General features: G+C 41.5%; 22 protein-coding genes. 12 read left to right on the top strand and 10 right to left on the bottom strand.

Annotation, left to right across the window (positions count from 1 at the left end; all coding sequences use genetic code 11):
- Window positions 1–53: 53 nt before the first annotated feature.
- Window positions 54–1,217, bottom strand: coding sequence for an acetyl-CoA C-acyltransferase FadA (fadA, locus tag L1068_RS15860; RefSeq protein ID WP_237131033.1), 1,164 nt, complete (start codon window positions 1,215–1,217; stop codon window positions 54–56).
- 1 nt (window position 1,218) lies between these two features.
- Window positions 1,219–3,381: a fatty acid oxidation complex subunit alpha FadB gene (gene fadB, locus L1068_RS15855; protein ID WP_237131032.1), complete on the bottom strand. Its 2,163-nt coding sequence runs from the start codon at window positions 3,379–3,381 to the stop codon at window positions 1,219–1,221.
- Between the two features lie 326 nt (window positions 3,382–3,707).
- Between fadB and L1068_RS15850 the strand changes: the two genes are divergently transcribed.
- The 4 genes from L1068_RS15850 (at window position 3,708) to L1068_RS15835 (ending at window position 9,210) form a co-directional block, all read left to right on the top strand.
- A complete protein-coding gene (locus L1068_RS15850; protein WP_237131031.1) occupies window positions 3,708–5,600 on the top strand; it encodes a transglycosylase SLT domain-containing protein in 1,893 nt (630 codons plus the stop codon).
- A 121-nt stretch (window positions 5,601–5,721) separates the two neighbouring features.
- Window positions 5,722–7,044: a Xaa-Pro dipeptidase gene (gene pepQ / locus L1068_RS15845; protein ID WP_237131030.1), complete on the top strand. Its 1,323-nt coding sequence runs from the start codon at window positions 5,722–5,724 to the stop codon at window positions 7,042–7,044.
- Window positions 7,045–7,103: 59 nt separating this feature from the next.
- Window positions 7,104–7,721 carry a YigZ family protein gene (locus L1068_RS15840; RefSeq protein WP_237131029.1) on the top strand — a complete coding sequence of 206 codons (618 nt, stop codon included), beginning with the start codon at window positions 7,104–7,106 and terminating at the stop codon, window positions 7,719–7,721.
- Between the two features lie 37 nt (window positions 7,722–7,758).
- Entirely contained in the window at window positions 7,759–9,210 is a 1,452-nt protein-coding gene (locus L1068_RS15835) for a TrkH family potassium uptake protein (RefSeq protein ID WP_010561297.1), read from the top strand.
- Between the two features lie 409 nt (window positions 9,211–9,619).
- Here the strand turns inward: L1068_RS15835 and L1068_RS15830 are convergent, their stop codons facing one another.
- From L1068_RS15830 to def, 5 genes are all read right to left on the bottom strand, one after another.
- The gene (locus L1068_RS15830; RefSeq protein ID WP_237131028.1) at window positions 9,620–10,744 is read right to left on the bottom strand and encodes a DUF3103 family protein; all 1,125 of its coding nucleotides are present in this window, start codon (window positions 10,742–10,744) and stop codon (window positions 9,620–9,622) included.
- A gap of 164 nt (window positions 10,745–10,908) precedes the next feature.
- Entirely contained in the window at window positions 10,909–12,285 is a 1,377-nt protein-coding gene (gene trkA, locus L1068_RS15825) for a Trk system potassium transporter TrkA (RefSeq protein WP_237131027.1), read from the bottom strand.
- Window positions 12,286–12,320: 35 nt separating this feature from the next.
- Window positions 12,321–13,613 (bottom strand): 16S rRNA (cytosine(967)-C(5))-methyltransferase RsmB, encoded by a 1,293-nt coding sequence (rsmB, locus tag L1068_RS15820; protein ID WP_237131026.1) that lies wholly within the window; start codon window positions 13,611–13,613, stop codon window positions 12,321–12,323.
- Window positions 13,597–14,550 (bottom strand): methionyl-tRNA formyltransferase, encoded by a 954-nt coding sequence (fmt, locus tag L1068_RS15815; RefSeq protein WP_237131025.1) that lies wholly within the window; start codon window positions 14,548–14,550, stop codon window positions 13,597–13,599. Before fmt ends, rsmB begins: the two co-directional genes overlap by 17 nt.
- A gap of 18 nt (window positions 14,551–14,568) precedes the next feature.
- Window positions 14,569–15,081, bottom strand: coding sequence for a peptide deformylase (gene def, locus L1068_RS15810; RefSeq protein ID WP_237131024.1), 513 nt, complete (start codon window positions 15,079–15,081; stop codon window positions 14,569–14,571).
- Between the two features lie 124 nt (window positions 15,082–15,205).
- Here def and L1068_RS15805 point away from each other — a divergent pair, with 124 nt between their 5' ends.
- From L1068_RS15805 to hemF, 6 genes are all read left to right on the top strand, one after another.
- On the top strand, window positions 15,206–16,312 hold the full coding sequence (locus L1068_RS15805; RefSeq protein WP_237131023.1) for a LysM domain-containing protein: 1,107 nt from the start codon (window positions 15,206–15,208) through the stop codon (window positions 16,310–16,312).
- A gap of 31 nt (window positions 16,313–16,343) precedes the next feature.
- Window positions 16,344–17,435 carry a DNA-processing protein DprA gene (dprA, locus tag L1068_RS15800; protein ID WP_237131022.1) on the top strand — a complete coding sequence of 364 codons (1,092 nt, stop codon included), beginning with the start codon at window positions 16,344–16,346 and terminating at the stop codon, window positions 17,433–17,435.
- Window positions 17,436–17,437: 2 nt separating this feature from the next.
- Window positions 17,438–17,911 carry a DUF494 family protein gene (locus L1068_RS15795; RefSeq protein WP_010561289.1) on the top strand — a complete coding sequence of 158 codons (474 nt, stop codon included), beginning with the start codon at window positions 17,438–17,440 and terminating at the stop codon, window positions 17,909–17,911.
- A gap of 78 nt (window positions 17,912–17,989) precedes the next feature.
- A complete protein-coding gene (locus L1068_RS15790) occupies window positions 17,990–18,547 on the top strand; it encodes a topoisomerase DNA-binding C4 zinc finger domain-containing protein (RefSeq protein ID WP_237131021.1) in 558 nt (185 codons plus the stop codon).
- 13 nt (window positions 18,548–18,560) lie between these two features.
- Complete coding sequence (locus L1068_RS15785) at window positions 18,561–19,124, top strand: L-threonylcarbamoyladenylate synthase (RefSeq protein ID WP_237131020.1); 564 nt, start codon at window positions 18,561–18,563, stop codon at window positions 19,122–19,124.
- Window positions 19,125–19,126: 2 nt separating this feature from the next.
- Window positions 19,127–20,041 (top strand): oxygen-dependent coproporphyrinogen oxidase, encoded by a 915-nt coding sequence (gene hemF, locus L1068_RS15780; RefSeq protein WP_237131019.1) that lies wholly within the window; start codon window positions 19,127–19,129, stop codon window positions 20,039–20,041.
- Window positions 20,042–20,110: 69 nt separating this feature from the next.
- Here hemF and L1068_RS15775 read toward each other — a convergent pair whose 3' ends face one another.
- Window positions 20,111–21,718 (bottom strand): methyl-accepting chemotaxis protein, encoded by a 1,608-nt coding sequence (locus tag L1068_RS15775; RefSeq protein ID WP_237131018.1) that lies wholly within the window; start codon window positions 21,716–21,718, stop codon window positions 20,111–20,113.
- Between the two features lie 85 nt (window positions 21,719–21,803).
- Window positions 21,804–22,256, bottom strand: a complete 453-nt coding sequence (locus L1068_RS15770) for a group II truncated hemoglobin (RefSeq protein ID WP_237131017.1) — start codon at window positions 22,254–22,256, stop codon at window positions 21,804–21,806.
- 26 nt (window positions 22,257–22,282) lie between these two features.
- On the opposite strand from L1068_RS15770, the gene aroE reads away from it, so the two are divergent.
- Window positions 22,283–23,104 (top strand): shikimate dehydrogenase, encoded by an 822-nt coding sequence (aroE, locus tag L1068_RS15765; RefSeq protein WP_237131016.1) that lies wholly within the window; start codon window positions 22,283–22,285, stop codon window positions 23,102–23,104.
- Window positions 23,104–23,346: a DUF1488 domain-containing protein gene (locus L1068_RS15760; RefSeq protein ID WP_237131015.1), complete on the top strand. Its 243-nt coding sequence runs from the start codon at window positions 23,104–23,106 to the stop codon at window positions 23,344–23,346. The genes aroE and L1068_RS15760 overlap by 1 nt, the downstream gene beginning before the upstream one ends.
- Here L1068_RS15760 and L1068_RS15755 read toward each other — a convergent pair.
- Window positions 23,341–23,874, bottom strand: a complete 534-nt coding sequence (locus tag L1068_RS15755; protein WP_237131014.1) for a gamma carbonic anhydrase family protein — start codon at window positions 23,872–23,874, stop codon at window positions 23,341–23,343. The two genes, L1068_RS15760 and L1068_RS15755, sit on opposite strands and share 6 nt — an antisense overlap.
- Window positions 23,875–24,002: the final 128 nt, after the last annotated feature.

Raw genomic sequence — 24,002 nt, 5'->3', positions numbered from 1 at the left:
CTCTTTCGAGACAGCGCCTTATCACCAAGAATAAATCGGTTTTTGTTTAAATCTTACGGGCGTTCAAAAATAGTTGCGATGCCTTGGCCTAAACCAATACACATTGTTGCAAGACCATATTTTGCGTCTTTGTCTTCCATAAGATTAATAAGCGTTGTGCTGATACGTGTACCTGAACAACCAAGTGGGTGACCAAGTGAAATTGCACCACCGTTTAGGTTAACTTTTGCGTCAACCACATCAGTTAAACCTAAGTCTTTCAGTACCGGTAAAGCTTGTGCCGCAAATGCTTCATTAAGCTCTGCTACATCAATATCATCAATAGTTAAGCCTGCAGCTTTTAAAGCCTTTTTAGAAGCTGGAACAGGGCCGTAACCCATAATTGATGGATCGCAACCAGCAACACCCATGGCTTTTACTTTTGCACGAATAGTTAAGCCAAGTTCGTTAGCTTTTTCTTCGCTCATAATAAGCATTGCAGATGCACCGTCTGAAAGCGCTGATGATGTACCAGCTGTTACAGTACCATTTGCTGGGTCAAACACAGGGCGAAGTTGTGACAGGCCTTCTACAGTTGTTTCAGGACGAATAACTTCATCGTCTTCAACTAAAATCATTGCACCGTCAGCATCGTGGCCAGTAATCGGGTAGATTTCATTTTTGAAACGACCTTCAACGGTTGCTGCGTGAGCGCGTGCATGCGAGCGTGCTGCAAACTCATCTTGTTGCTGACGAGAGATGCCGTGCTGCTTACCTAGGTATTCAGCAGTTAAACCCATCATGCCTGCAGCTTGTGCTACTGATTTTGATAATCCTGGGTGGAAATCCACACCGTGGTTCATTGGTACGTGACCCATGTGTTCAACACCACCAACTAGATAAACATCACCACAGCCAGTCATAATTGCACGTGCTGCATCATGTAATGCTTGCATTGATGAACCACATAAACGGTTAACCGTAGTGGCTGGTACGCTGTGAGGAATACCTGCTAACAGCTGCGCATTACGCGCAACGTTAAAGCCTTGTTCTAGGGTTTGTTGCACACAACCCCAGTAGATATCATTAATATCAGCTGGATTTAAAGCAGGGTTACGTTCAACTAACCCTTTCATTAGTTGTGCACTTAAATCTTCGGCACGTACGTTTCTAAAAACACCGTTTTTAGAACGACCCATAGGTGTACGAATACAATCAACAATTACTGGTGTTTTCATATTATGCACCCTCTACTGAATAAAATTGACGACCTTCTTCTGCCCACTGACGCGTGATATCAGAAACTTGGTAAATCGCACCTAAGTGTGCGTATTGATCCGCTTTTGCTACAAAGTTAGCTAACCCAATTTGGTCTAAATAACGGAAAGCACCACCTCTGAATGGAGGGAAGCCTAAGCCGTAAATAAGCGCCATATCTGCTTCTTGTGGTGAAGCAACAATGTTTTCTTGTAAACACAGAAGTACTTCGTTCAGCATAGGGATCATACAACGGTCGATGACTTCTTCTTTGCTAAACTCCTTAGGTGCATCGCAAATAGTGCTTAGTAGCGCAATTGCATCTGCATCTTTTGCTTTCTTAGGCTTACCTTTACGGTCAGGTGCATATTGGTAAAAACCTTTACCGTTCTTCTGACCAAAACGACCTTCTTTAACAAGCAGTGCAACAGGATCTTTTTCTTGTTCAGCCATACGCTCAGGGAAACCGTCTGCCATTACACCTGTACAGTGATTTGCTGTATCAAGACCAACAACATCAAGTAGGTAAGCAGGGCCCATTGGCCAGCCAAACACGTTTTCCATTACTTTATCTGCTTTCGCAAAATCAGCACCTTCAACCACTAATTGGTTAAAACCGGCAAAGTAAGGGAAAAGAACACGGTTTACAAAGAAGCCAGGGCAGTCATTTACAACAATCGGTGACTTACCAAGTTTTAATGCGTAATCAACAACGGCATTAATGGTTTCGTCAGATGTTTTTTCACCGCGAATAATTTCAACTAGTGGCATACGGTGAACAGGGTTAAAGAAGTGCATACCACAGAAATTTTCTGGTTTTTCAAGTGCACTTGCTAATTCATCAATACGAATTGTTGAAGTATTTGATGTTAGCACTGTGCCTTCAGGCATGTCTTTTTCTAGTTGAGAAAGAACAGCTTGTTTAATCTTTGGATTTTCAACAACCGCTTCAACAATGATGTCTGCTTTTTTAACATCGTCATCGCTTAGCGTTGGTTTGATTGCGCCTAAAGTTGCAACCATTTGCTCAAGCTTCATATGACCGCGTTGAACTTTATTGCCAAGCAGTTTTGATGCTTCTTGCATACCAAGATCAAGGGCAGCTTGGTTGATGTCTTTCATAATGATTGGCGTGCCTTTATAAGCAGACTGGTATGCAATACCGCCACCCATAATACCTGCACCCAATACAGCAGCTTGCTTGATATCAGTTGAACTGTTTTTAGCAAGTTTGCGAGCTTTAGATTTAATAAATTGGTCTGCTAGGAAAATACCTACTTGCGCCGCTGCTTCATCAGTTTTAGCTAGCTTTGCAAAATTTATATTCTCAATTGCCATAGCTTCAGCACGGCCGTGGTTTGCAGCCGTTTTAATCGTTGCAACAGCCATTAGCGGAGAAGGGTAATGGCCTTTAGTTTTACCAAATACCATGCCTTGCGCTGTCGCAAAGCTCATGCCTTGTTCCATTTGGTTCATTGCAAGTGGGTCTAACTTTGCTTGGCGTTTTGCTTGCCAATCAAGTTTACCGTTTGCCGCAAGCTCAACCATTTTGATAGCTGAGTCAACCAGTTTGTCTTTTGCTACAACGGCATCAACTGCACCTACAGCAAGCGCTTGCTTAGCACGGTGTTCTTTACCTGTTGTAATCCACGTCATCGCATTATCTGCACCGATAATACGCGGTAGACGAACAGTACCACCAAAGCCCGGCATAATGCCTAGTTTAACTTCAGGTAAGCCCATTTTTAATTCTTCACTCGCTACGCGGAAGTCAGTAGCAAGTACCCATTCACAACCACCACCAAGGGCCATGCCATTGATTGCTGAAATAGTTGGGAAAGGTAAATCTTCGAGTAGGTCGAAAACGTCAGTGGCATTTTTAATCCACTGAGTTAGTTCTTCTTCAGATTTTTTAAAGGTAGGTAAAAATTCAAAAATGTCAGCACCAACAATAAAGTGATCTTTATCACTGGTGAAAATCATACCTTTAATGTCTTTGTTAGCAGCTAGCTCTTTTAATGCAGCGCCACAGTCGCTAAGAGTTTGCTGAGAAAGCTTATTTACTGAGCCTGGAACACAGAACTTAAACTCAGCAATGTTGTCTTTAACAAAAGCAACCTGAAAAGATTCGCTTTGAAATAGCATATTATTGCTCCCTAATTTCTCGCACCGCAACTGGTACGATGAGTTTGGTTTTTACGCAGTGTCGCTTCTTTGCGATTAAATTGCAATTAAAATTTTAGTTGGCTTTTTACATAAGATTAAAAACCGGACAAAAAAATTAACGTAAGTGTTGTCAGTGGTCGTATCAATAAGGGGATTAAGCTTAAAAGGCTGACGTTTAGGTTTGCATTGATTAAGATGGCATTACTGCAGTTAGCGTAAACGCTAGAATTATGCAGCGCATTTTTAAATTTATTTAAATAGATAACCACAGCGCCTTTTATTTCTGTGGTAAAGAGAGCAAAACAGTGAAAAAATCGGTGATTTTAACAGCGCTTGTTAGCTTGGTACTTTCTTCTTCAGCGTTGAACGCAAGCGCGGATAAAGCCGCGCACAAAGACTTCTTGGCACTTGAAAAGCTCGCCAAGAAAAATGATAAGCGTGATTTTTATCGTGCGCTAAAACAGTCGTCACATCCGCTAGCGCCTTATGCTGAGGCCACTTATCTCGCTAATTCACCATGGCTTGCTAACCAGCAAGAAATTAAAAAGTTTTTAGATACCTATCAAGGCACTCCACTTGAGTGGAAAGTGCGTTACGCATGGTTAGATAATTTAAAGAAAAGCAATAAAAAAGCACTTTATATCGACGCTTATCGTCCGACCAGAAAAGCGGAGTATCAATGCACCTATCTAAACTATCAGTTACAACTTGGTGCACCCAAAGAGGCCATTTTTAACCAAGTGGATGAGCTTTGGAGCGTTGCTAAATCACAGCCTAAAGAATGTGATGTGCTTTTTTCAAAATGGAAAAAAGCAGGGCATTTAAATCAAGAACTGGTGTGGCAACGTATTACCAAGGTATCGGAGAAAGGCAATACCAGTTTGTTAGCCTATCTGAGTCGTTTGCTACCGAAGAACGAGCGTTACTTGGCTGATTTGTATAAAACAGTACGACGAGATCCATCCGCCGCCGCCGGACTTTATCGCTTCAAAAAGCGTACCGATAAAGAAGGCCAAATAGCACTTTATGGCGTTAAACGTTTGGTTTGGCGCGATCGCGATTTAGCGATTCGTGCATGGCAAAAGCTTGAAACCATGTTCGATTATAACGAGCAACAAAAACAGTCGTTGTATTATATTTTTGCGCTTTCGTTGGCGTCGGGAAAACATAAAGAAGCAAAGTTTTACTTAAATAAAGTGGCGCCAGAAAGACACGATAGCAAGCTAATGCAATGGCAGCTTAGTAATATGTTGCGCGAGCAAGATTGGCAAGGGATTATTGCCTATTCAACGGGAAAAACACTGAATAACGGTTATCGATACTGGTTGGCATATGCATATCATAAGATTGGTGACACACAGCGAGCTAATCAGTTGTGGAAAGAGCTAGCCCAAAAGCGCGATTACTACGGCTTTTTAGCGGCATCACGGTTAGATTTAGCGGTTTCGCTTGAATACCAACCCGTGGTTGTTGATCCTCAAACACAAAAACTTGTTAGTGAAAGCCCTGGTTTTAAACGAGCAAAAGCATTGTATGAACTAGATCGTTTTTATTCAGCGCGCCGTGAATGGAATTCGCTAATTGCAGGCTCTACCGATGATGAAAAGCTAGCGGCAGCCAGTTTAGCGAATGATATGGGGTGGCATGATAGTGTTATTCGCGTGATGAGCCAACTAAAGGCTTACAATATGCTTGATTTCCGTTTTCCTACGCCTTACAGCGATCAGTTTGAGCGGTTTAGTAGCCGTAGTAAGGTTGATAAAACATGGGCTTATGCGATTTCACGACGTGAAAGCTCATTTGCCTCAGATGCTCATTCAAGCGCGGGGGCAATTGGTTTAATGCAGTTATTGCCAAGCACCGCACGCTACGTAAATAAAGGCAGCGTCAGCCGTAATCAACTTAAAAAGCCTCATATTAATATTCGCTTGGGTACGCAGTATCTCAAGTATTTAAAGAAAAAAAGTAAAGGTAACGAGGTGATTGCGACAGCCTCGTATAACGCGGGTTATCACAAAGTGAAACGTTGGTTACCTCAAGAAGCGGTCGATTTTGATCTATGGGTTGAAGCAATACCGTATCGTGAAACACGTGAGTACGTAAAAAATGTTTACGCTTATCGTCAAGTGTATGCAACGCGCTCAGGCAATAAAGAAAACCTATTTGATGAACTCATTTCAATGAAAATCAAAAGGTAGTTTTGGCAAATATATTGCTAATCAATTTACAGAGTAAGTGTTTTCGATTTTTGTCCACCCCTTAAGAATGGTGGACCAAGATGATACACTTGTTTTTAGAACACACTGAACTGGATTAATAATGGATAAACTTTCAACAACTTATGCAGCGCATATAGCAACCTTACAGTCACGTACCAAAGATGTTTTAGCGCGTGAAGGACTTGATGGTCTGATCATTCACTCAGGTCAAGCAAAACGCCAATTCTTAGATGATATGGATTACCCATTTAAAGTAAATCCGCAGTTTAAAGCTTGGCTACCTGTGATTGATAATCCTCATTGCTGGTTAGTGGTAAACGGCGTTGATAAGCCAAAATTGATTTTCTACCGCCCCGTAGACTTTTGGCATAAAGTGCCAGATGAGCCAAATGAATTCTGGGCTGAATACTTTGATATTTGTTTATTAAAATCTCCAGAGCAAGTTGAGCAATTACTGCCTTATGATAAAGAAGGGTTTGCTTATATTGGTGAGTATATTGAAGTAGCGAAAGCGTTAGGGTTTAACGCAATTAACCCTGAAGGCGTTTTAAACTACTTACACTACCACCGTGCTTATAAAACAGATTACGAGCTAGTTTGTTTACGCGAAGCAAACCGTTTAGCGGTACTTGGACATACAGCGGCGCGCGACGCATTTTTTGCTGGTGGTTCGGAGTACGAAATTCAGCATGCGTATCTTGTGGCAACGCAGCATACTGAAAACCAAATGCCTTACGGTAATATTGTTGCCCTTAACAAAAACTGCGCGATTTTACATTACACTCATTTAGATATTGCGAAGCCCGATCAACATTTATCATTTTTGATTGATGCGGGTGCAAATTTCAACGGTTATGCGGCTGATATTACGCGTACTTATGACTTTAAACAGCAAGGTCAGTTTGCAGAGTTAGTGAGTGCGATGAATATGCACCAACAAGCATTATGTGAAGGGTTAAAGCCAGGCATCAAGTACGGTGAGCTTCATTTAGATTGCCATCAACGAGTAGCGCAAGTTCTAAGTGACTTTAATATTGTTAACTTATCGGCTGATGCCATTGTTGAAAAAGGCATTACAAAGACCTTCTTCCCACATGGTTTAGGCCACCATTTAGGTTTACAAGTGCACGATATGGGTGGCTTTATGGCAGATACTCGCGGTACACATCAAGCGCCACCGGAGGGGCATCCATTTTTACGTTGTACGCGCTTAATTGAAGCGAACCAAGTGTTTACCATTGAACCTGGTCTGTACTTTATTGATTCACTGTTAGCCGACTTGGCGCAAACAGATAACAATCAGTATATCAATTGGAAAACCGTTGAGTCGTTTAAGCCATTTGGTGGTATTCGTATTGAAGATAATGTGATTGTGCACCAAGACCGCAATGAAAATATGACACGCGATTTAGGTTTAGCTTAATCTAATTAGCAAGTGATACACTTTAAGGAGCCATTCGGCTCCTTTTTATTTTGTAAGTTATGACTCAAGAATACCAGTACCCAGCAACACGAACCTTGTATCGTGAAGAAATTAAAAAAAGCACGTTTATTGTGCACATTGCGCATACGCCAACTATTACCGATGCGAAAGCGTTTATTAAAAGTATCAATCAAGAATACCCAGATGCGCGTCACAACTGTTGGGCACATGTAGCGGGCGAGCCTGGCGGCAGTCATGTGTTGGGTTTTTCTGACGATGGTGAACCCAATGGTACGGCGGGCAAGCCAATGTTGAATGTGCTGATGGGCTCAGGCTTGGGAGAAATCACCGCTGTAATCACACGTTATTTTGGTGGTATTAAGCTAGGCACGGGTGGTCTGGTGCGGGCATATGGTGGTTCGCTTAATAATGCATTGAGTGATATTGAGTTGTTAACTCGCGTACCTATGGTGACGTTACTTGGCGAATCGAGTTATGCACTACAAGGCGTAATTGAACAGCACATTAATAGCCAGTTTAGTGGCAGTAATATTAAAAAAGAATTTTCCGCCAATATTGCATGGCAGATTGCGATAGATGAGCGAAATGCAGAGCAAGCAATAAAAGATATTTATGAAATATCCAATGGCGCTGTTGAGTTAAAAGTAAAACAGTAAGAGAATAGCTTAAAATAGCTCGTTTCTTACTCTTGTAATGCAATACAGAACAATAATTAAAATTTTAGGGCAGTTAGTTGCCTTATTCAGTATCACCATGATCCCGCCTGCGCTCGTTTCGCTTATCTATAAAGATGGTGGTGGTGTGCCGTTTGTTCTGGCATTTGTCTTCAGTATCATTATCGGCCTAATTGCCTATTACCCAAACCGTAAGCAAAGAGGGGATTTGAAAGCCCGTGAAGGCTTCTTAATTGTGGTTTTATTTTGGTTGGTACTGGGCAGCTTTGGTTCGTTACCACTGATCTTTTTAGAAGAACCTAATCTATCTATAGCTGATTCGGTGTTTGAGTCATTCTCGGGCCTTACCACCACAGGGGCGACTGTTCTAACGGGTATTGAATATTTACCGAAAGCGATTTTATTCTATCGTCAGCAACTGCAATGGCTTGGTGGTATGGGTATCATCGTACTTGCCGTCGCTGTACTGCCAATGCTTGGTGTAGGTGGCATGCAGCTTTACCGCGCTGAAACACCGGGGCCTGTAAAAGATTCTAAAATGACCCCGCGCATTGCCGATACAGCAAAACACCTTTGGTACATTTATGTATCACTTACTGCAGCCTGTACTTTGGCGTATTGGGCGGCAGGGATGAATTGGTTTGATGCCATTTGTCATGCTTTTTCGACTATTGCGATAGGGGGCTTTTCTACCTATGATGCATCAATTGGCCATTTTAATAGTCCACTAATTAATATTATTTGTGTGGTGTTTTTATTAATCGCTGCCGTGAACTTTTCACTGCATTATGCGGCAGTAGCTAATAAAAACTTTCGTGTTTATTGGCGTGACCCAGAGCTCAAAGTATTCCTATTTATTCAAACATGTTTAGTGCTTTTGTGTTTCTTTGTGCTTACTTCTGCGGGTATTTATACCTCGACTGATCAAGCGTTTGATCAAGCGCTTTTCCAAGCAGTTTCAATTAGTACTACGGCTGGTTTTGCCACCGATAGCTTCTCACAGTGGCCGCTGTTTTTACCTATCCTACTTATTTTTTCAAGCTTTATTGGCGGTTGTGCAGGCTCAACAGGTGGCGGGATGAAAGTAGTGCGTGTATTCCTGCTGTACTTACAGGGTATTCGTGAGTTAAATCGCTTGGTACACCCACGTGCAATTTACTCTATTAAGCTTGGGCGCAAAGCGTTACCTGATAAAGTAGTCGAAGCTGTATGGGGCTTTTTCTCAGCGTATGCTTTGGTATTTGTCATCATTATGCTGTGTTTATTAGCAACGGGAATGGACAACATTACGGCATTCTCAGCAACTGCTGCATGCTTAAATAACTTAGGCCCCGGCTTAGGCGATGTAGCAGCGCACTTTGGTGATATCACCGATACAGCAAAATGGATTCTGACACTCGCTATGGTATTTGGCCGACTCGAAATCTTCACATTACTCGTACTATTCACCCCAACATTCTGGCGTGGATAAGGCTCGTCTTGAGGCTTGCGAGTGCGCACAGCAAGACTAGAGCCGAATGTGAGCCCTTGGATGGGCGAACCGGAATATAGCGTCAGGACGACTTAGTATTTATGTTGCCTCTTCCAGACCGAAAGGAAGTTTCACAGCTGGCCGAACGCGAGAAATGGATTTCGAGCCGGAATATAACGTCAGGACGACTTAATATTTATGTTGCTGATTCCAGACCTAACGAAGTTTCCCTAGGCGCGAACGCTTTTCAGGGGTGAAAATTACTGCGCAACGCGCATGAAATATTGCTTCAAGGACGAATTTTGACGCACTTTTTAAAAGCGTCAGAATGATTAACTTTAACTCTCTCAAAAAACAAAAAAGAGCGTCATTGACGCTCTTTGGTTCTGGTTTAAATGTACTCTGTTGATTAACGCGGCTGAATAGTTAATGGCTCAAGTGTGATGGTTGCATTTGAGCTAGCGCCTTTGTGATTTGAATAGCGTTGACCTTCAAACAAAGTGTAATATACATCCACATAGTCATCATCATTGGTAAACCATGAGTCAGGCATTGCTGCTAGTACTTTATTGGTTAACTGTGGGATGATGGCATAGCCTTGTACTTCAGGGTCTGGAATCGCTTTAAGAATCTCGGTCGCAACGTCAAGCAAGCGGCTCGCTAGTTCTTTATAGTTTGTGTTGTCATCCTGTTCCATCATTAAAATATCAGCAGCTTGCCAACGGTAGCGGTCCCAATAAATGATAATTTGATTAGGGTTATAGGTAGTGCCATCGTAATCAAGATAAGGCATATCGACAATATCTAGCACTGGCTCATCACGAGACGGACTCACACCAGTAACAATGCTATACACTTCCGCTTTACCTGATACCCATGGCTCTTCATCATGTTGTAAATGAATGGATTTAAGCACCGAGGTTTGAATTGGATTTGTTGTTGATTGAGTTGTTGAATTCAATGCTAATTTTGGTTCGCTGCTAAATGGTTTCAGCGCTTTTTTTAGTACAGAAATACCTTCCGATAATGCTTGTTTGTTGTCTAGCTCAACAATTAACACAGGGCGTTCAGGTAGTTCATTTACGGGTAAGTGATAGGTGTTACCTTGGGTATCAAATGCTTCAATAAATTGCCATGATTTCTCATTACCTGCTGGTGCCCATGCAAATAACGGTGTTTCAGACATTAACGAGTTAAGCATGCTTGAGTCAGCAACTCTTAGCTGGGTAATTGAGCTAGGGTTATGCGGTAGGCCTTTTGCCGATCGAATGCGAGTTTCAACTTGTTTAAGAGTGTGAATCTCTTTATTTGCTAACGACAGCTCAGAGGTCTCAATGGTTAAATCATAACTTGATGTTGATGCTAAAATGCTTGGTTTTAGCCTTGCGTAGTTTTCTGCAAATGACAGAGCTAGAGCGCGTTTTTGCTCAGCGATTTGTACTGAACGCTCTTGGCTTGTCGTTTCCATTGCTGCAGCGCTAACAAATGGTAGTGCGAGTGCACTCAGTAGCAACGATTTTATTTTTTTATTCATTCACTTGTCTCCAATAGTAGTATTACACATTCATGTGTACCCCTATTAGCTCCAAGTTAGAGTAAATAGTCAATAATGTAACGAAAGGTTAATAAATAAACAGAAATTATAATGAAATGCTTATAAATAAACCTTTGCAAGGAAGTGCTATTTTTACTTTAAATTTATAAGAAAATAGCACTTACTTGGAACAGTTTTTCAACTACGTGAATTTGCTTTTTATCGATAAGGAACATAATGACGTGGTCACCAGAGAGGATCACTGTATCGTCATGGGCAATTAAAACATCATCGTTTCGCACGATTGCACCAATGGTTGTGCCTGCTGGTAATTTAATGTCTTGAATTGCTCTGCCGACAACTTTCGAGGTGTTTTCATCACCATGAGCAACCGCTTCAATCGCTTCTGCTGCGCCTTTACGTAGCGAGTATACGTTAACAATATCACCGCGTCGGACATGTGTTAGCAAGGCTGAAATAGTTGCTTGTTGTGGAGAAATAGCAATATCAATTTCACCTCCTTGTACTAGGTCAACGTATGCGCCACGTTGAATTAACACCATAGTTTTCTGTGCGCCCATGCGTTTTGCCAGCATGGCAGACATGATGTTTGCTTCATCGTCGTTAGTAACGGCAATAAATACATCAACTTGTTCGATATGCTCTTCAGATAACAGTTCTTGGTCTGATGCATCGCCACAAAAAACCACGGTACGATCCAGTCTGCCTGATAAGTATTCTGCTCGTTCTGGGTTGCGTTCAATTAGCTTTACGCTGTGGCTTTTTTCTAGCGTACGGGCAAGGCCTGCGCCGATATTACCACCACCCACAATCATTATTTTTTTGTACGATTGTTCAAGCTTTTGCAGTTCACTCATGACCGCACGAATATGTTTTGTTGCTGCAACGAAAAAGATTTCGTCATCGGCTTCAATTACGGTAGTACCAAGCGGTTTAATTGGTCTACCTTTTCGGTAAATTGCCGCAACGCGTGTTTCAACATTAGGAATGTGTTTTTTTAGTGCTGATAGTGCATAACCAACAAGCAAACCACCGTAATACGCTTTTACCGCTACCAGTGATAATTTACCTTCGGCAAATTGCAGCACTTGCAGTGCTCCTGGGTAGTCGATTAAGCGATGAATGTAATGGGTCACCAGTTGTTCTGGCGCAATGTAGTGGTCAACCGGTAGGTCATGATTGTGGAATAGCTGCTCTTTATATTTGAGGTATTGCTCTGAGCGAATACGCGCAATTTTTGTTGGCGTATTAAAAATACTGTAAGCGATTTGACAGGCAATCATATTAACTTCGTCAGAACTGGTAACGGCGATAATCATATCGGCATCTTCAGCACCTGCTTGGCGTAATATTTCAGGGTGAGCGCTGTGGCCTGATACGACTTGCAGGTCATATTTATCCTGTAATACGCGTAGCTTTTCTCGGTTAATATCAACCACGGTGATTTCGTTTTTCTCACCGACAAGGTTTTCTGCTAAGGTACCGCCAACTTGTCCGGCACCTAAAATGATAATTTTCATACTGTCAATCGCTTAGTTGGCGAGCTTCGCCTTAATTATAATTTTTCAATTTTCGCGTAGAAAAAGCCATCATGCTCATCTGGCAGTAATTGCCAGCCTGGTTGCTCGATGGTATCTGCTAAATTGAGTGCGATATGCTTAGCATCAGCATGCTGTGCTAAAAACTGTTTTATCTGGTTGGTATTTTCTTCCGGTAAAACAGAGCATGTTGCATACACCAATGTGCCACCAGATTTTAATAATGGCCAGATTTGCTCAAGTATTTGCCTTTGTAATTGTGCTAGCTGCTCAATATCAGACGCTCGGCGTAACCACTTAATATCAGGATGACGACGAATTACACCAGTTGCAGAGCAGGGGACATCTAACAAAATACGATCAAATTGCTCACCATTCCACCAATCGTCGGGTTGACTGGCATCTGCACTAATTAGCTTCGCGCTTAGGCCGATACGTTCTAGGTTTTGTTGTACGCGCTCAAGACGGGTTGCGTCGTGGTCAAGAGCAGTAACATCACACTCCGCTAGCTCCAAAATATGGCATGTTTTACCACCAGGCGCTGCGCAAGCATCAAGAATTTTGTCGCCATCTTGTGGCTCGAGTAATCTTGCTGCAAGTTGCGCTGCACCATCTTGTACTGAGCTATGGCCTAATTCGAAGCCTGGTAATTTAAATACATCAACTGCATTTTCAAGTACTAACGCATCATCAAATTGTTCAACTAAATGTGCTTCAATATCTGCATCTTGCAATAATTCGCGGTATTCTTTAGGCGAACGGTAGTTGCCATTAACGCGCAGCCACATTGGTGCTTGCACTTGGTTTGCTTCAACAATATCTTGCCAGTTATCAGGATAAGCAGCCTTTAGCTTATTCAAGAACCAGCCAGGGTGGTTGTATTTGCAGGCGTCAATTTGGTCGGCTAAATTTTCCAGCTCGCTTTGGCGGCGCTGAAAGTTGCGAAGTACTGCGTTTACTAAACCTTTAAGGCCTGGTGCACGCATTGGTTTAACCGCATTTACTGTTTCATCAAGTGCCGCATGCGCTGGAATACGCATATGCTGAAGCTGATAAATACCGACATAAAGTAAAAACTGAAATGGGCGCTGCTTGCCTTTTAGTGGTTTTTCAAGCAAGTGAGAACAGTAGTTTTCTAAGCTTGGTAAGTAGCGTAACACACCATAACAAAGTTGTTGTAAAAGCGGGCGCTCTTTTGGCGGTAGTTTATCAGAGTACCTTGGCAATACTTGCGACAATGAATGGCCTTTATCAACCACAAGATGCAGTGTTTCAGCTGCATAAGCTCGAACACTACTCATTGTTGTCACCTAAAGTTGAACCAACCGCTACCCAATCAGCACGACCATTTAAAAAATCTTGTGCCGACATTGGCTTTTTACCTTGTGGTTGAAGCTGCGTGATCTTTAGCGCGCCTTCAGTGGTCGCAACGGTAATGCCTGTTTTATCAGCTGCTAATATTTCACCTGGGTTACCAGTGTTTTCAACTAATTGAGCAGCATATATCTTTACAGTGTTTCCTTGCATTTGCGTAAAACAAATTGGCCAAGGGTTAAATGCGCGTATATTACGTTCGATTTGTTGGGCTGGCATGTGCCAATCGATATTCGCTTCTTCTTTGCTTAGTTTTTTCGCATAGTTGGCAAGCTCATCATTTTGCTTTTCAGGAGTTGCAGTGCCATCGGCAATTGTGGCTAACGTGTCGATGAGTGCTGTGGGACCAAGTTCAGCAAGCTTGCTGTAAAGGCTTGCACTTGTATCTGCCGCCTCAATTGGACAGGTGGTTATGGAAATCATATCACCGGTATCTAAACCTTCATCCATTTGCATAATGGTTACACCTGTTTCGGCATCACCAGCCCAGATAGCGCGTTGAATCGGTGCAGCACCACGCCAGCGAGGTAAAATTGAACCATGCACATTGATACAGCCTAGTTTAGGTGTTTCCAAAACTGCTTTTGATAGTAGTAGGCCATACGCAACCACTACCATAATATCCGCATTCAAATCAGCTAACTGCTGCTTGGCATCGTCTGACTTAAAATTCTCTGGCTGGTACACTGGAATGTCATGGGTTAAAGCAAGTTGTTTTACTTCACTTGCTTTTAGCTTTTTTCCGCGTCCAGCTGGGCGATCTGCCCGACTGTAAACGGCGATCACATCATGGTGCGATTTTATCAAAGCATCGAGGTGCTGTGCGGCAAAATCAGGGGTACCCGCAAATACAATTTTTAAAGGTTTGCTCAAGTTTTAACTCCAGGTAGGTTAGCCAGCACGTGCTGCTAATTTTGCTTCTTTTTCTAGCTTTTTACGAATACGTTGGCGCTTTAAAGGTGAAAGGTAATCAATGAAAAGTATGCCTTTAAGATGGTCTAACTCATGTTGAATACATACAGCAAGCAAGCCATCGGCATCTTTTTCATATTGGTTGCCATTCTCATCAAACGCTTTAATTGTAACTGTTTCTGCGCGGTCTACTTTTGCGTAAGAACCAGGTACAGATAAGCAGCCTTCTTCGCTAATTTTACTGCCATCTTTTTTGATGATTTCTGGATTAATGAGCACCAAAGGCTCATCACCTTCTTCTGATACATCAATAACAACGATGCGCTGGTGGATATCAACTTGCGTTGCGGCTAAACCAATGCCGTTTTCGTCATACATGGTTTCAAGCATGTCTGATACAATTTTCTTAGTATCATCATTAATTTGCGCAACTTCTTGTGCGACTGTGCGTAATCTCTCGTCTGGAAAGCGTAAAACTTCTAAAATAGCCATATTTACCTTAATTTTAACTATGCGAAAATCATCAAATTATGATATGTTTTTATTTTAGCCATTTGTCTTCACCTTTTACAGGTTTAAGTAAATAATAATAAAAAACAGCTCAAGGAAGCTAGTTATGGTCAAAAAGCTGACAGCTGCGATAGTCGCATTAACTATGGCGTTTCCAACTCTTGCTGATGTGCTTCAGATCAGAAAGGACGCCCCGAAAGAATATGTTGTAGAAAAAGGCGATACCCTTTGGGATATCTCAGCCATTTATCTTGATCAGCCATGGTTATGGCCTGAGTTATGGCGCCTTAATCCACAAATTGATAACCCTCACCTTATCTACCCAGGTGATAAACTGTCATTAGTTTATGATTCACAGGGGCGACCAATGCTTGTGATTAATCAAAAATTTAAGCGATTATCTCCTGGTGTTCGTAAAACTATGAAAAAAGGTGATGCTATTCCAACGTTACCTTTGGAAGTAATTCGTCCTTTCTTAACTTATGAGCAAGCGTTAGATAAAGAAGATATCGATGCAAGGCCAGTTGTTTTGGGGGCAAATCACAGCGTAAAAAATATGAAGACAGACAATATTATTTACGTGAAAGGTAACTTGGAGCGTTCTCAGTACTATGGCATCTATCGTCAAGGTGACCCTTATATCGATCCTGATACCGACGAAGTACTGGGCCATGAAGCTATTTTGGTAGGCACTGGGCGTGCATTTAGAACCGGTGATGCAGAAAATGCAGTACCTGCGTCAGCTCGCGTGAAAAATGTTAAGCGAGAAGTACGCCAGGGTGACTTCTTAATGCCTGCATTAGAAGGGCAAACCTTACCGGCATTCTTTATGATGCAGCGTCCTGATTCTGCAATCTCGGGAACGATTATAGATACTACTTCTAAACTACGTGAATTTAGCACTATGGATGTAGTTGTAATTAACCGCGGTGAGATTAATTCGCTTAAACCTGGCCATATATTGGACATTCGTAGAGCATCACCTACAGTTGTAGTAGGTCGAGATGGACCTGAATATAAAGACTCTGCTTCAGCATACGAGCGTGCAATGAGTATTTTTGGTGACGGAGAGGATAGCCGCGAATGGGAGATGCCAGAAGAGAAAGTTGGCGAGTTAATGGTGTTTAAAGTTTACGATAAAGTAAGTTATGCGATCGTTACTAAAACATTAGAACCTGTTCGCGTTGGCGACACAATCCATGTAGATAACTAAAAATATTTGGCGCGTCTTCTAAGGAGGGAAGATGCAAAGAAATATACGAAGCGAGCTTGAATATTGGCTCGCTTTTTATTTGATTAAAGGAATCGGCTTTCAAACTGCTAAGCAGTTACTAACGCATACAAGCTTCGAGGCGCTTTTCTCTCGCTCGTGTAACGAACTATGCGAATTAGGACTCAAATCTGCAGTAGCCACCGCAATTGAGACTTTTGAATGGCAGCAAGTTGATTCAATTATTCAACAATGCAAAGCGTTGAGCATTCAAATTATCCATTTACATCATTCTGATTATCCTGCATTACTAAAAGAAATTCCCGCTCCACCCTTGGTGCTTTTTTGTAAAGGTGATATCCAATTACTTGACTCACCTAAGTTGGCAATTGTTGGTTCTAGAAATGCAACTGAAACCGGCAGGCAAGTCAGCTTTGATATAGCGCATAGTCTTGCGATTAATAAATTCTGTATTGTTTCTGGCATGGCCCGAGGTATTGATAGTTGTGCGCACAGAGGCGCATTGCAAGCAAAGGGTAAAACCATTGCCGTACTCGGTACTGGCGTTGACCTATGTTACCCCAAACGTACGAGTAAATTGTATGAGAGCATTTCAGAGCATGGCTTGTTAATTTCAGAGTATAAACCTGGAACCTCTGCCCAAGCGATAAACTTTCCGCGTAGAAATCGCATTATTTCTGGGCTTTGCATGGGGGCTATCGTGGTTGAAGCAGAGCAAAAAAGCGGTTCATTAATTACTGCCAAATATGCACTAGAGCAAAACCGTGAAGTCTTTGCTGTACCAGGTTCTGTGTATAACGAACTGGCAAAAGGGTGCCATGCGTTAATAAAACAAGGCGCTAAATTAATAGAGAATTGCGATGATATTTTTTCAGAATTAAGCGTTTTACCAAAAAGTTGTCTATATAAAGTAGATGAAACTGAAAAAAATGTGATTTCAGATTCTGTTTTAGATCACCTAACCTTTGAAGTGACGTCGGTAGATAAATTGCAACAACTTTCAGGGATTCAAATGGATGAACTGCTATCCCGATTATTAGATCTAGAGCTATCTGGTCAAGTTGTTCGTGTACTAGATGGTTATACCCGAATAGGGAGGAGTTGAAAATGTTTGATATCCTCATGTATTTGTTTGAGAACTATATTCACAGTGAAACAGAGATTTTCGTTGAACAAAGTGAATTAACAGATGAATTATTACGAGCCGGGTTTAATCATCGAGAAATTTATAAAGCGCTCGATTGGCTTGAACAATTAGCAGATTTACAACACAGCGACGAATGCCCTTACTTAAATCGCGTCCCTGGCAAGTCAGTACGTATTTATACGCAACAAGAATGCGACAAACTGGATCTGACTTGTCGTGGCTTTTTAATGTTTTTGGAGCAAATTTCGGTTATTGACACAACCACGCGAGAGATGGTGATCGATCGTATTTTTGCGCTTGATAAAGAAATTATCGAGTTAGATGATTTAAAGTGGGTTGTGCTAATGGTGTTGTTTAACGTGCCAGGCAAAGAAATTGCCTATGCGCAAATGGAAGACCTGCTGTTTGAAGAGCAAAACGGTACTATTCACTAGCGAGAATGTTTAAATTTGCATCTTGCCAAGGCTTGCATGGTATAATTCTGCGAAAATTACGCCTGCGTTTTGACAATTATGAGCAAGATTGACCATTCTTTATTTTCTGTTCACGAACATGCTTTAGAAAAAGAGCACGAAGTGTGTCCGAAGTGTGGCTCTGAAACGAGTGTGAAGCACAGTAAAAAAGGTGCCTTTGTTGGATGTAATAATTATCCTAATTGTGATTATACTCGCCCATTAGTCGAACACCATGAAACACTTCTTAAAGTACTTGATGGCAGCGAATGTCCTCTTTGTGGATCGCCTTTAGCAGTAAAAAATGGCCGCTTTGGCATGTTTATTGGCTGCACAAACTTTCCTGAGTGCCATTATGTCGCACAAGAAGAATCGAAAGAGTCATTACCTATTTGTCCTAGCTGCAATAAATCTGAGCTAGTTGAACGCAGCAATAAATCGGGTAAAACATTTTACTCCTGTGGGGGGTACCCCAAATGCAAATATATTATAAATAATAAACCAGTTGCACAATCGTGTCCTGAATGCGGTTGGCAAGTGATGGTTGAGAAAAAAACAGCAAAAGGCTTAATGTTACAGTGCCCACAAAAGCATTGTAACCACAAAGTCTCGTTATGAATTGGAGTGAGTTGTGAGTAACGAGTTATTAGAAAACCCGATTGTATCTGCACTTAAAAGTGACGGTGTAATTGTTTACCCTACAGAAGCCGTTTACGGTTTGGGTTGTGATCCTGACAGCGAAACTGCGGTAATGAAGCTATTAGATATAAAACAACGTCCAGTAGAAAAAGGGTTAATCCTCATCGCTGATAATTATGGTCAACTGTTAGACTATGTTGATGATGATAAAATACCCATGGATAAACGCGCTGATATATTTTCGTCGTGGCCAGCAGCAGTAACTTGGGTAATGCCAGCGAAAAAAAGTACACCAAAATGGCTAACGGGGCAGTTTGATACAATCGCTGTTCGGGTCACAGCTCATCCAGTAGTAAAACAGTTATGCCAAGAGTTTGGTAAACCATTAGTATCAACAAGCGCAAATCTAACGGGACAAGATCCTGTTTTAACATTAGAAGAAGCAAAAAGTGCATTTGGCGATAAAGTATCAGCTTATGTTGAAGGTGCACTTGGTGGCAACACCAAACCAAGCCAGATTAAAGATGCATTTACAGGTCAGTTGTTTAGAGAGTAATTATGTCGCACGTTAACTTAGAAGTAGTAAAAGAGTTTTTATTGGCCTTACAAGACAAAATTTGTGATGCTTTAGAGCAAGCCGATGGTAGCGCTAAATTTGTCGAAGACGCTTGGCAACGCGAAGAAGGTGGTGGTGGTCGTACACGCGTGATTAGAAATGGTGCGGTAATTGAGCAGGGAGGCGTAAACTATTCGCACGTCTTTGGTGAATCAATGCCTGCCTCTGCTACTGCGCATCGCCCAGAACTTGCTGGTCGAAGTTTTCATGCATGCGGTGTATCGTTAGTTATCCACCCAAAAAACCCTCATGTACCCACATCACATGCCAATGTTCGTTTCTTTATAGCTGAAAAAGAAGGTGAAGACCCAATTTGGTGGTTTGGTGGTGGTTTTGACTTAACACCTTTTTACCCTGTGCTTGAAGACGTAAAACATTGGCACCAAGAAGCCTGTAAATTATGTTTGCCATTTGGTGAGACCGTTTATGATGACTACAAAAAGTGGTGTGACGAATACTTTTACTTAAAGCACCGCGATGAGACCCGTGGCGTAGGTGGTTTATTTTTTGATGATTTAAATGAGTGGGGCTTTGACCGCTGCTTTGCCTTTATGCGTGCTGTTGGCAACGGTTATCTAGACGCATACCTACCAATCATAGAAAAACGTAAAGACTTCCCACACACCGAGCAACAACGTGAATTCCAGCTCTATCGCCGTGGCCGTTATGTGGAATTTAATTTGGTATGGGATAGAGGAACACTATTTGGGTTGCAAACAGGCGGTCGTACTGAGTCTATTTTAATGTCTATGCCGCCGCTTGCGCGTTGGGAATATGATTTTAAACCTGAGCCAAATAGCTTAGAAGCCAACCTCTACGAGAATTACTTGTCGCCAAAGGATTGGTTGCAAATTTAATAATAACCTCAGAGTTTCTTATAAAAATATGAGGTTAATAAAAGCCGCAATTCTGCGGCTTTTTTGTGCTTATAATTTAAATTTACGTACTTGTTGATCAAGCTCTCTTGCTAGCGACAATAAGTTTTCACTAACTTGCTTGCTTTCATGAGCATCCACAAGCGAGGTATCTGCGTTATCACTTATTGCAATCACACTCTGATTAATTTCTTCTGCCGCTAAGTTTTGCTGTTCTGTTGCATCGGCAATTTGCGTATTCAGTTGGTTAATTTCTTTCATATGCTCTGAAATATCTTTTAGTGCTAACGCTACTTTTTTTACTTGTTCTGCTCGCTGATCCGCATCCTCACTAGAGCGATTCATGGTATTTACAGTGTCTAACGCTTCAGATTGTAAATTCTCAATGGTGCGTTTTATTTCATCGGTTGAGTCATGGGTGCGATTTGCGAGTGTGCGTACTTCATCAGCAACAACGGCAAATCCTCTGCCAGCTTCACCTGCCCGCGCAGCTTCAATAGCTGCGTTTAGCGCGAGTAGGTTAGTTTGCTCTGCAATATTACTGATCACTTCCAGTACTTTGCCAACTTCTAATGTGCGGTTTTGTAGCTCACTGACTTGTTTTGCTGCAGTGCGCACTTCTAACGCAAGGCCGTTAATGCTCTCTTCTGTGCTTTCAGCAATTTCTAAACTGTTTTCAGCAAGATGATTACTGGTATCTGAACGCTCCGATGCAAAATGTGTGGTATTGCGTACTTCAGACGACGAAGATTCTAACTCGTTAATTGCAGCGGCAACTGAGTCTGTGCCTTGCTTTTGCTGGTTGATTGCGTGTTCTGTTGTTTCAGCTGATGCATAAATTTTTTCAGCGCTGTGAATAAGCACCTTGGACGACTCTGATAACTGACTAATATTTCCCTTAAATGCAGCCATCATTAAATTAAAGTTATTTGCTAAACGTCCAAGTTCATCATTGATTTTATCTTCTACATGAATGGTTAAATCGTTATTTTGCGATGCTAGGCGCATTGATTTGCCAATTACACGAAGACGTTCAATTAAGAACTTTCTAAATAACCAGCCAAGTGTAGCAAAGGTAATAACGAATATTGTTGTCAGAATGGCAAAGCTAACCCATGAATTACGAGTAACTGCCGCATCTACTTTATCAAGCGAGTAACTGATCTTCACCGCACCGAGTATTTCGCCTTCAGTGGCTTGATGGCAACCTAAACAATTGGTGCCGCGATAATTTTCGCTGGCAACAACTGGTTTTAAGTATGTAATTAAATTACTGCCGTCTTCGCTTTTGCTAAAGTGGATTTGTTCGGTGCCGTTTAAAGCTTCGTTTTCTTGTTGGTTTTGTGGTGCTTGATTAGCTTCACCTGGGCCAAAAAATTTATTTATTTTATCTCCGCGAATGATATGGATATCTTTTATCTGTTCTTCACTGAGTATTTTTTGACGCAAAATTTCTCGGTTTGCCATAGTGCCAGTAAGCATCATGGTGTTTATCGAATCAAAATAGTTGTCGGCAAGTATTTTGATATTTTGCTCAATGGTTTGATGAGCAAGTTCGCTTTGTTGCTTTTGCCCAGTAAGCAGGCTAGCAACCAGCACCAAAATACCCGTAAGCGTAAGTAATGCAAAAATTTTGTGTTGAATAGAGTGGTGACGCATAACAGTTTTCTCAAGCACTAAGTAAACTGAGTATGCGCAATTAACAACGAAGCTGCATTGATTTAACGCAATCTAATGATGAGTGTTAACGTCCCTGATTAATCATATGTGTCGCAAGTTGCGCTAGTGATTGTTTAAGCCCTTCGCGCAATACGGGGTTATCAACTTCAATATCAAGTGCTTTGTTCATACAAAACATCCATTGGTTTCGCAAGTCTTGATCAATAGGAAAGGGCATATGACGCTTTCGCAACATAGGGTGCCCGTATTTCTCTACGAATAAATCAGGTCCACCAAGCCAACCTGATAAAAACTCGAAAAACACTTGTCTAATTCTATCTAAAGGTTGAGGATGCATATCATATAATGGTTTTGCGTATTCCTCTTCAGCCATAATGTCGTAAAATCGATTAGCTAGCGCGCGGGCACCCTGTTCTTGTCCTATTAACTCATAAGGTGTTTTTTCAGGAGAGGGAGATTGATGAGATTTATCTTGTTTTTGTGTCGTGCCAAACATACGTCTTAAAATTTGTTTCATAACTCTAACTCAATGCGAGAAAACTAATGGATAAATACGCGGTATTCGGAAACCCGATAGAGCATTCAAAATCACCGAAAATTCACAGTGAGTTTGCCAGCCAACTAAATCAGCAAATCGAATACAGCGCAATCTTAGCACCGATTGACGGCTTTAAGGAATCGGTAGAGCAGTTTGTCGCACGTGGTGGTAAGGGAGCAAATGTGACTGTGCCATTCAAAGAGCAAGCATTTGCGTTAGTAGATGAACTTTCGGAGCGAGCTAAATGTGCGGGCGCAGTTAACACAATAAAGGTTAGCTCAGATGGTTCGTTGCTTGGTGATAACACAGATGGTATTGGCTTAGTAAACGACATCTTAAGTAATAACTTTACGCTGCAATCAAAGCGAGTATTGGTAATTGGTGCAGGCGGCGCAGCAAGAGGAGCATTGCTACCTCTATTACAACAAAATCCAGCTAAGCTAACAGTAATCAATAGAACAAAAGCGAAAGCGCAAACCTTAAGAGACGAATTTGCAAAATATGGTGATATCGATGCCTATGGCTTCGAGCACGAACCTGAAATTGATTACGATATTGTAATCAACTCTACTTCAGCAAGTATAACAGGCGATGTACCGCCAATTTCTAAGCGTTTTGTTGCCCAGTGTGAACTGGCATATGACATGTTTTATAGCCAACAACGCACATCATTTAATGATTGGGTTAAAAGCATAAACCCAAGCGCAACAACGCTAGATGGTTCTGGCATGCTGGTGGGGCAAGCCGCTGAGGCATTTTTTGTGTGGCGAGGTGTTAAGCCGTTAACCGATAATGTGATTGCAAAGCTAAAATCAGGAATTTTGTAATGAACCAGTCTATTTTGTTTGTCGACCGCGTTGAATATATAGAGGATACAAAACGTATAAACTTTTTTGCACAGGTAAGTGGACAGTTGATTACCTGCTTTTATTTAACCAAGCAATCTAAAGAAAGCGCAATAAAAGACTTTGAAACTAAAAAGTTCGACTACGAAGATATTGCTGAAAGCGCAATTGAAGACGAACTATACAATGATCAAGGCGAGATAAAAGTAGAAGAGCTATTATAGCTCTTCTAGGTATTCATTCTTTAATATAACGTAGTTATCAGCAGATACTTTAAGGAAAGCTAATTCTGCTTCTGTTAGCTTTCGGGCTTGTTTAACTGGGCTACCTACATATAAATAACCTGACTCTAACGTTTTATTCGGTGGAACCAATGATCCTCCACCAATAATGACATCATCTTCTACCACCGCGTTATCCATTATAATTGCGCCCATACCAACTAAGATGCGGTTTCCTAGTACGCAACCATGTAACATGGCTTTGTGACCAATTGTGACTTCATCGCCAATAATTAACGGATAGCCATTTGGCACTGAATTACTTTTACGCGTTACATGAAGCACCGAACCATCTTGTACATTTGTACGTTCGCCAATCTTTATATAGTTAACATCACCGCGCGCGGCAACTAATGGCCAGATACTTGAATCGGCGCCAACTTCAATTTGACCAACTAATACAGCCGACTCGTCTATATAGGTATTTAAATTGATTTTTGGCTCTACACCTTTATAGCTTCTAATTGTCATTACGGACCCAATAAAATAGTTATAGAACGTAAATTATAGATAAAAGAGTGTTGATTGTTAATTTCTGGCCAGAAAATGTATGTTTTTAACGCTTATAGCTGACATTTCAGGCAAACAGTAAAAAAATA

The sequence above is a fragment of the Pseudoalteromonas sp. MMG024 genome (assembly GCF_021654175.1).
Taxonomy (GTDB): Bacteria; Pseudomonadota; Gammaproteobacteria; order Enterobacterales; family Alteromonadaceae; genus Pseudoalteromonas.
This window is presented reverse-complemented; position numbering and strand designations above follow the sequence as displayed.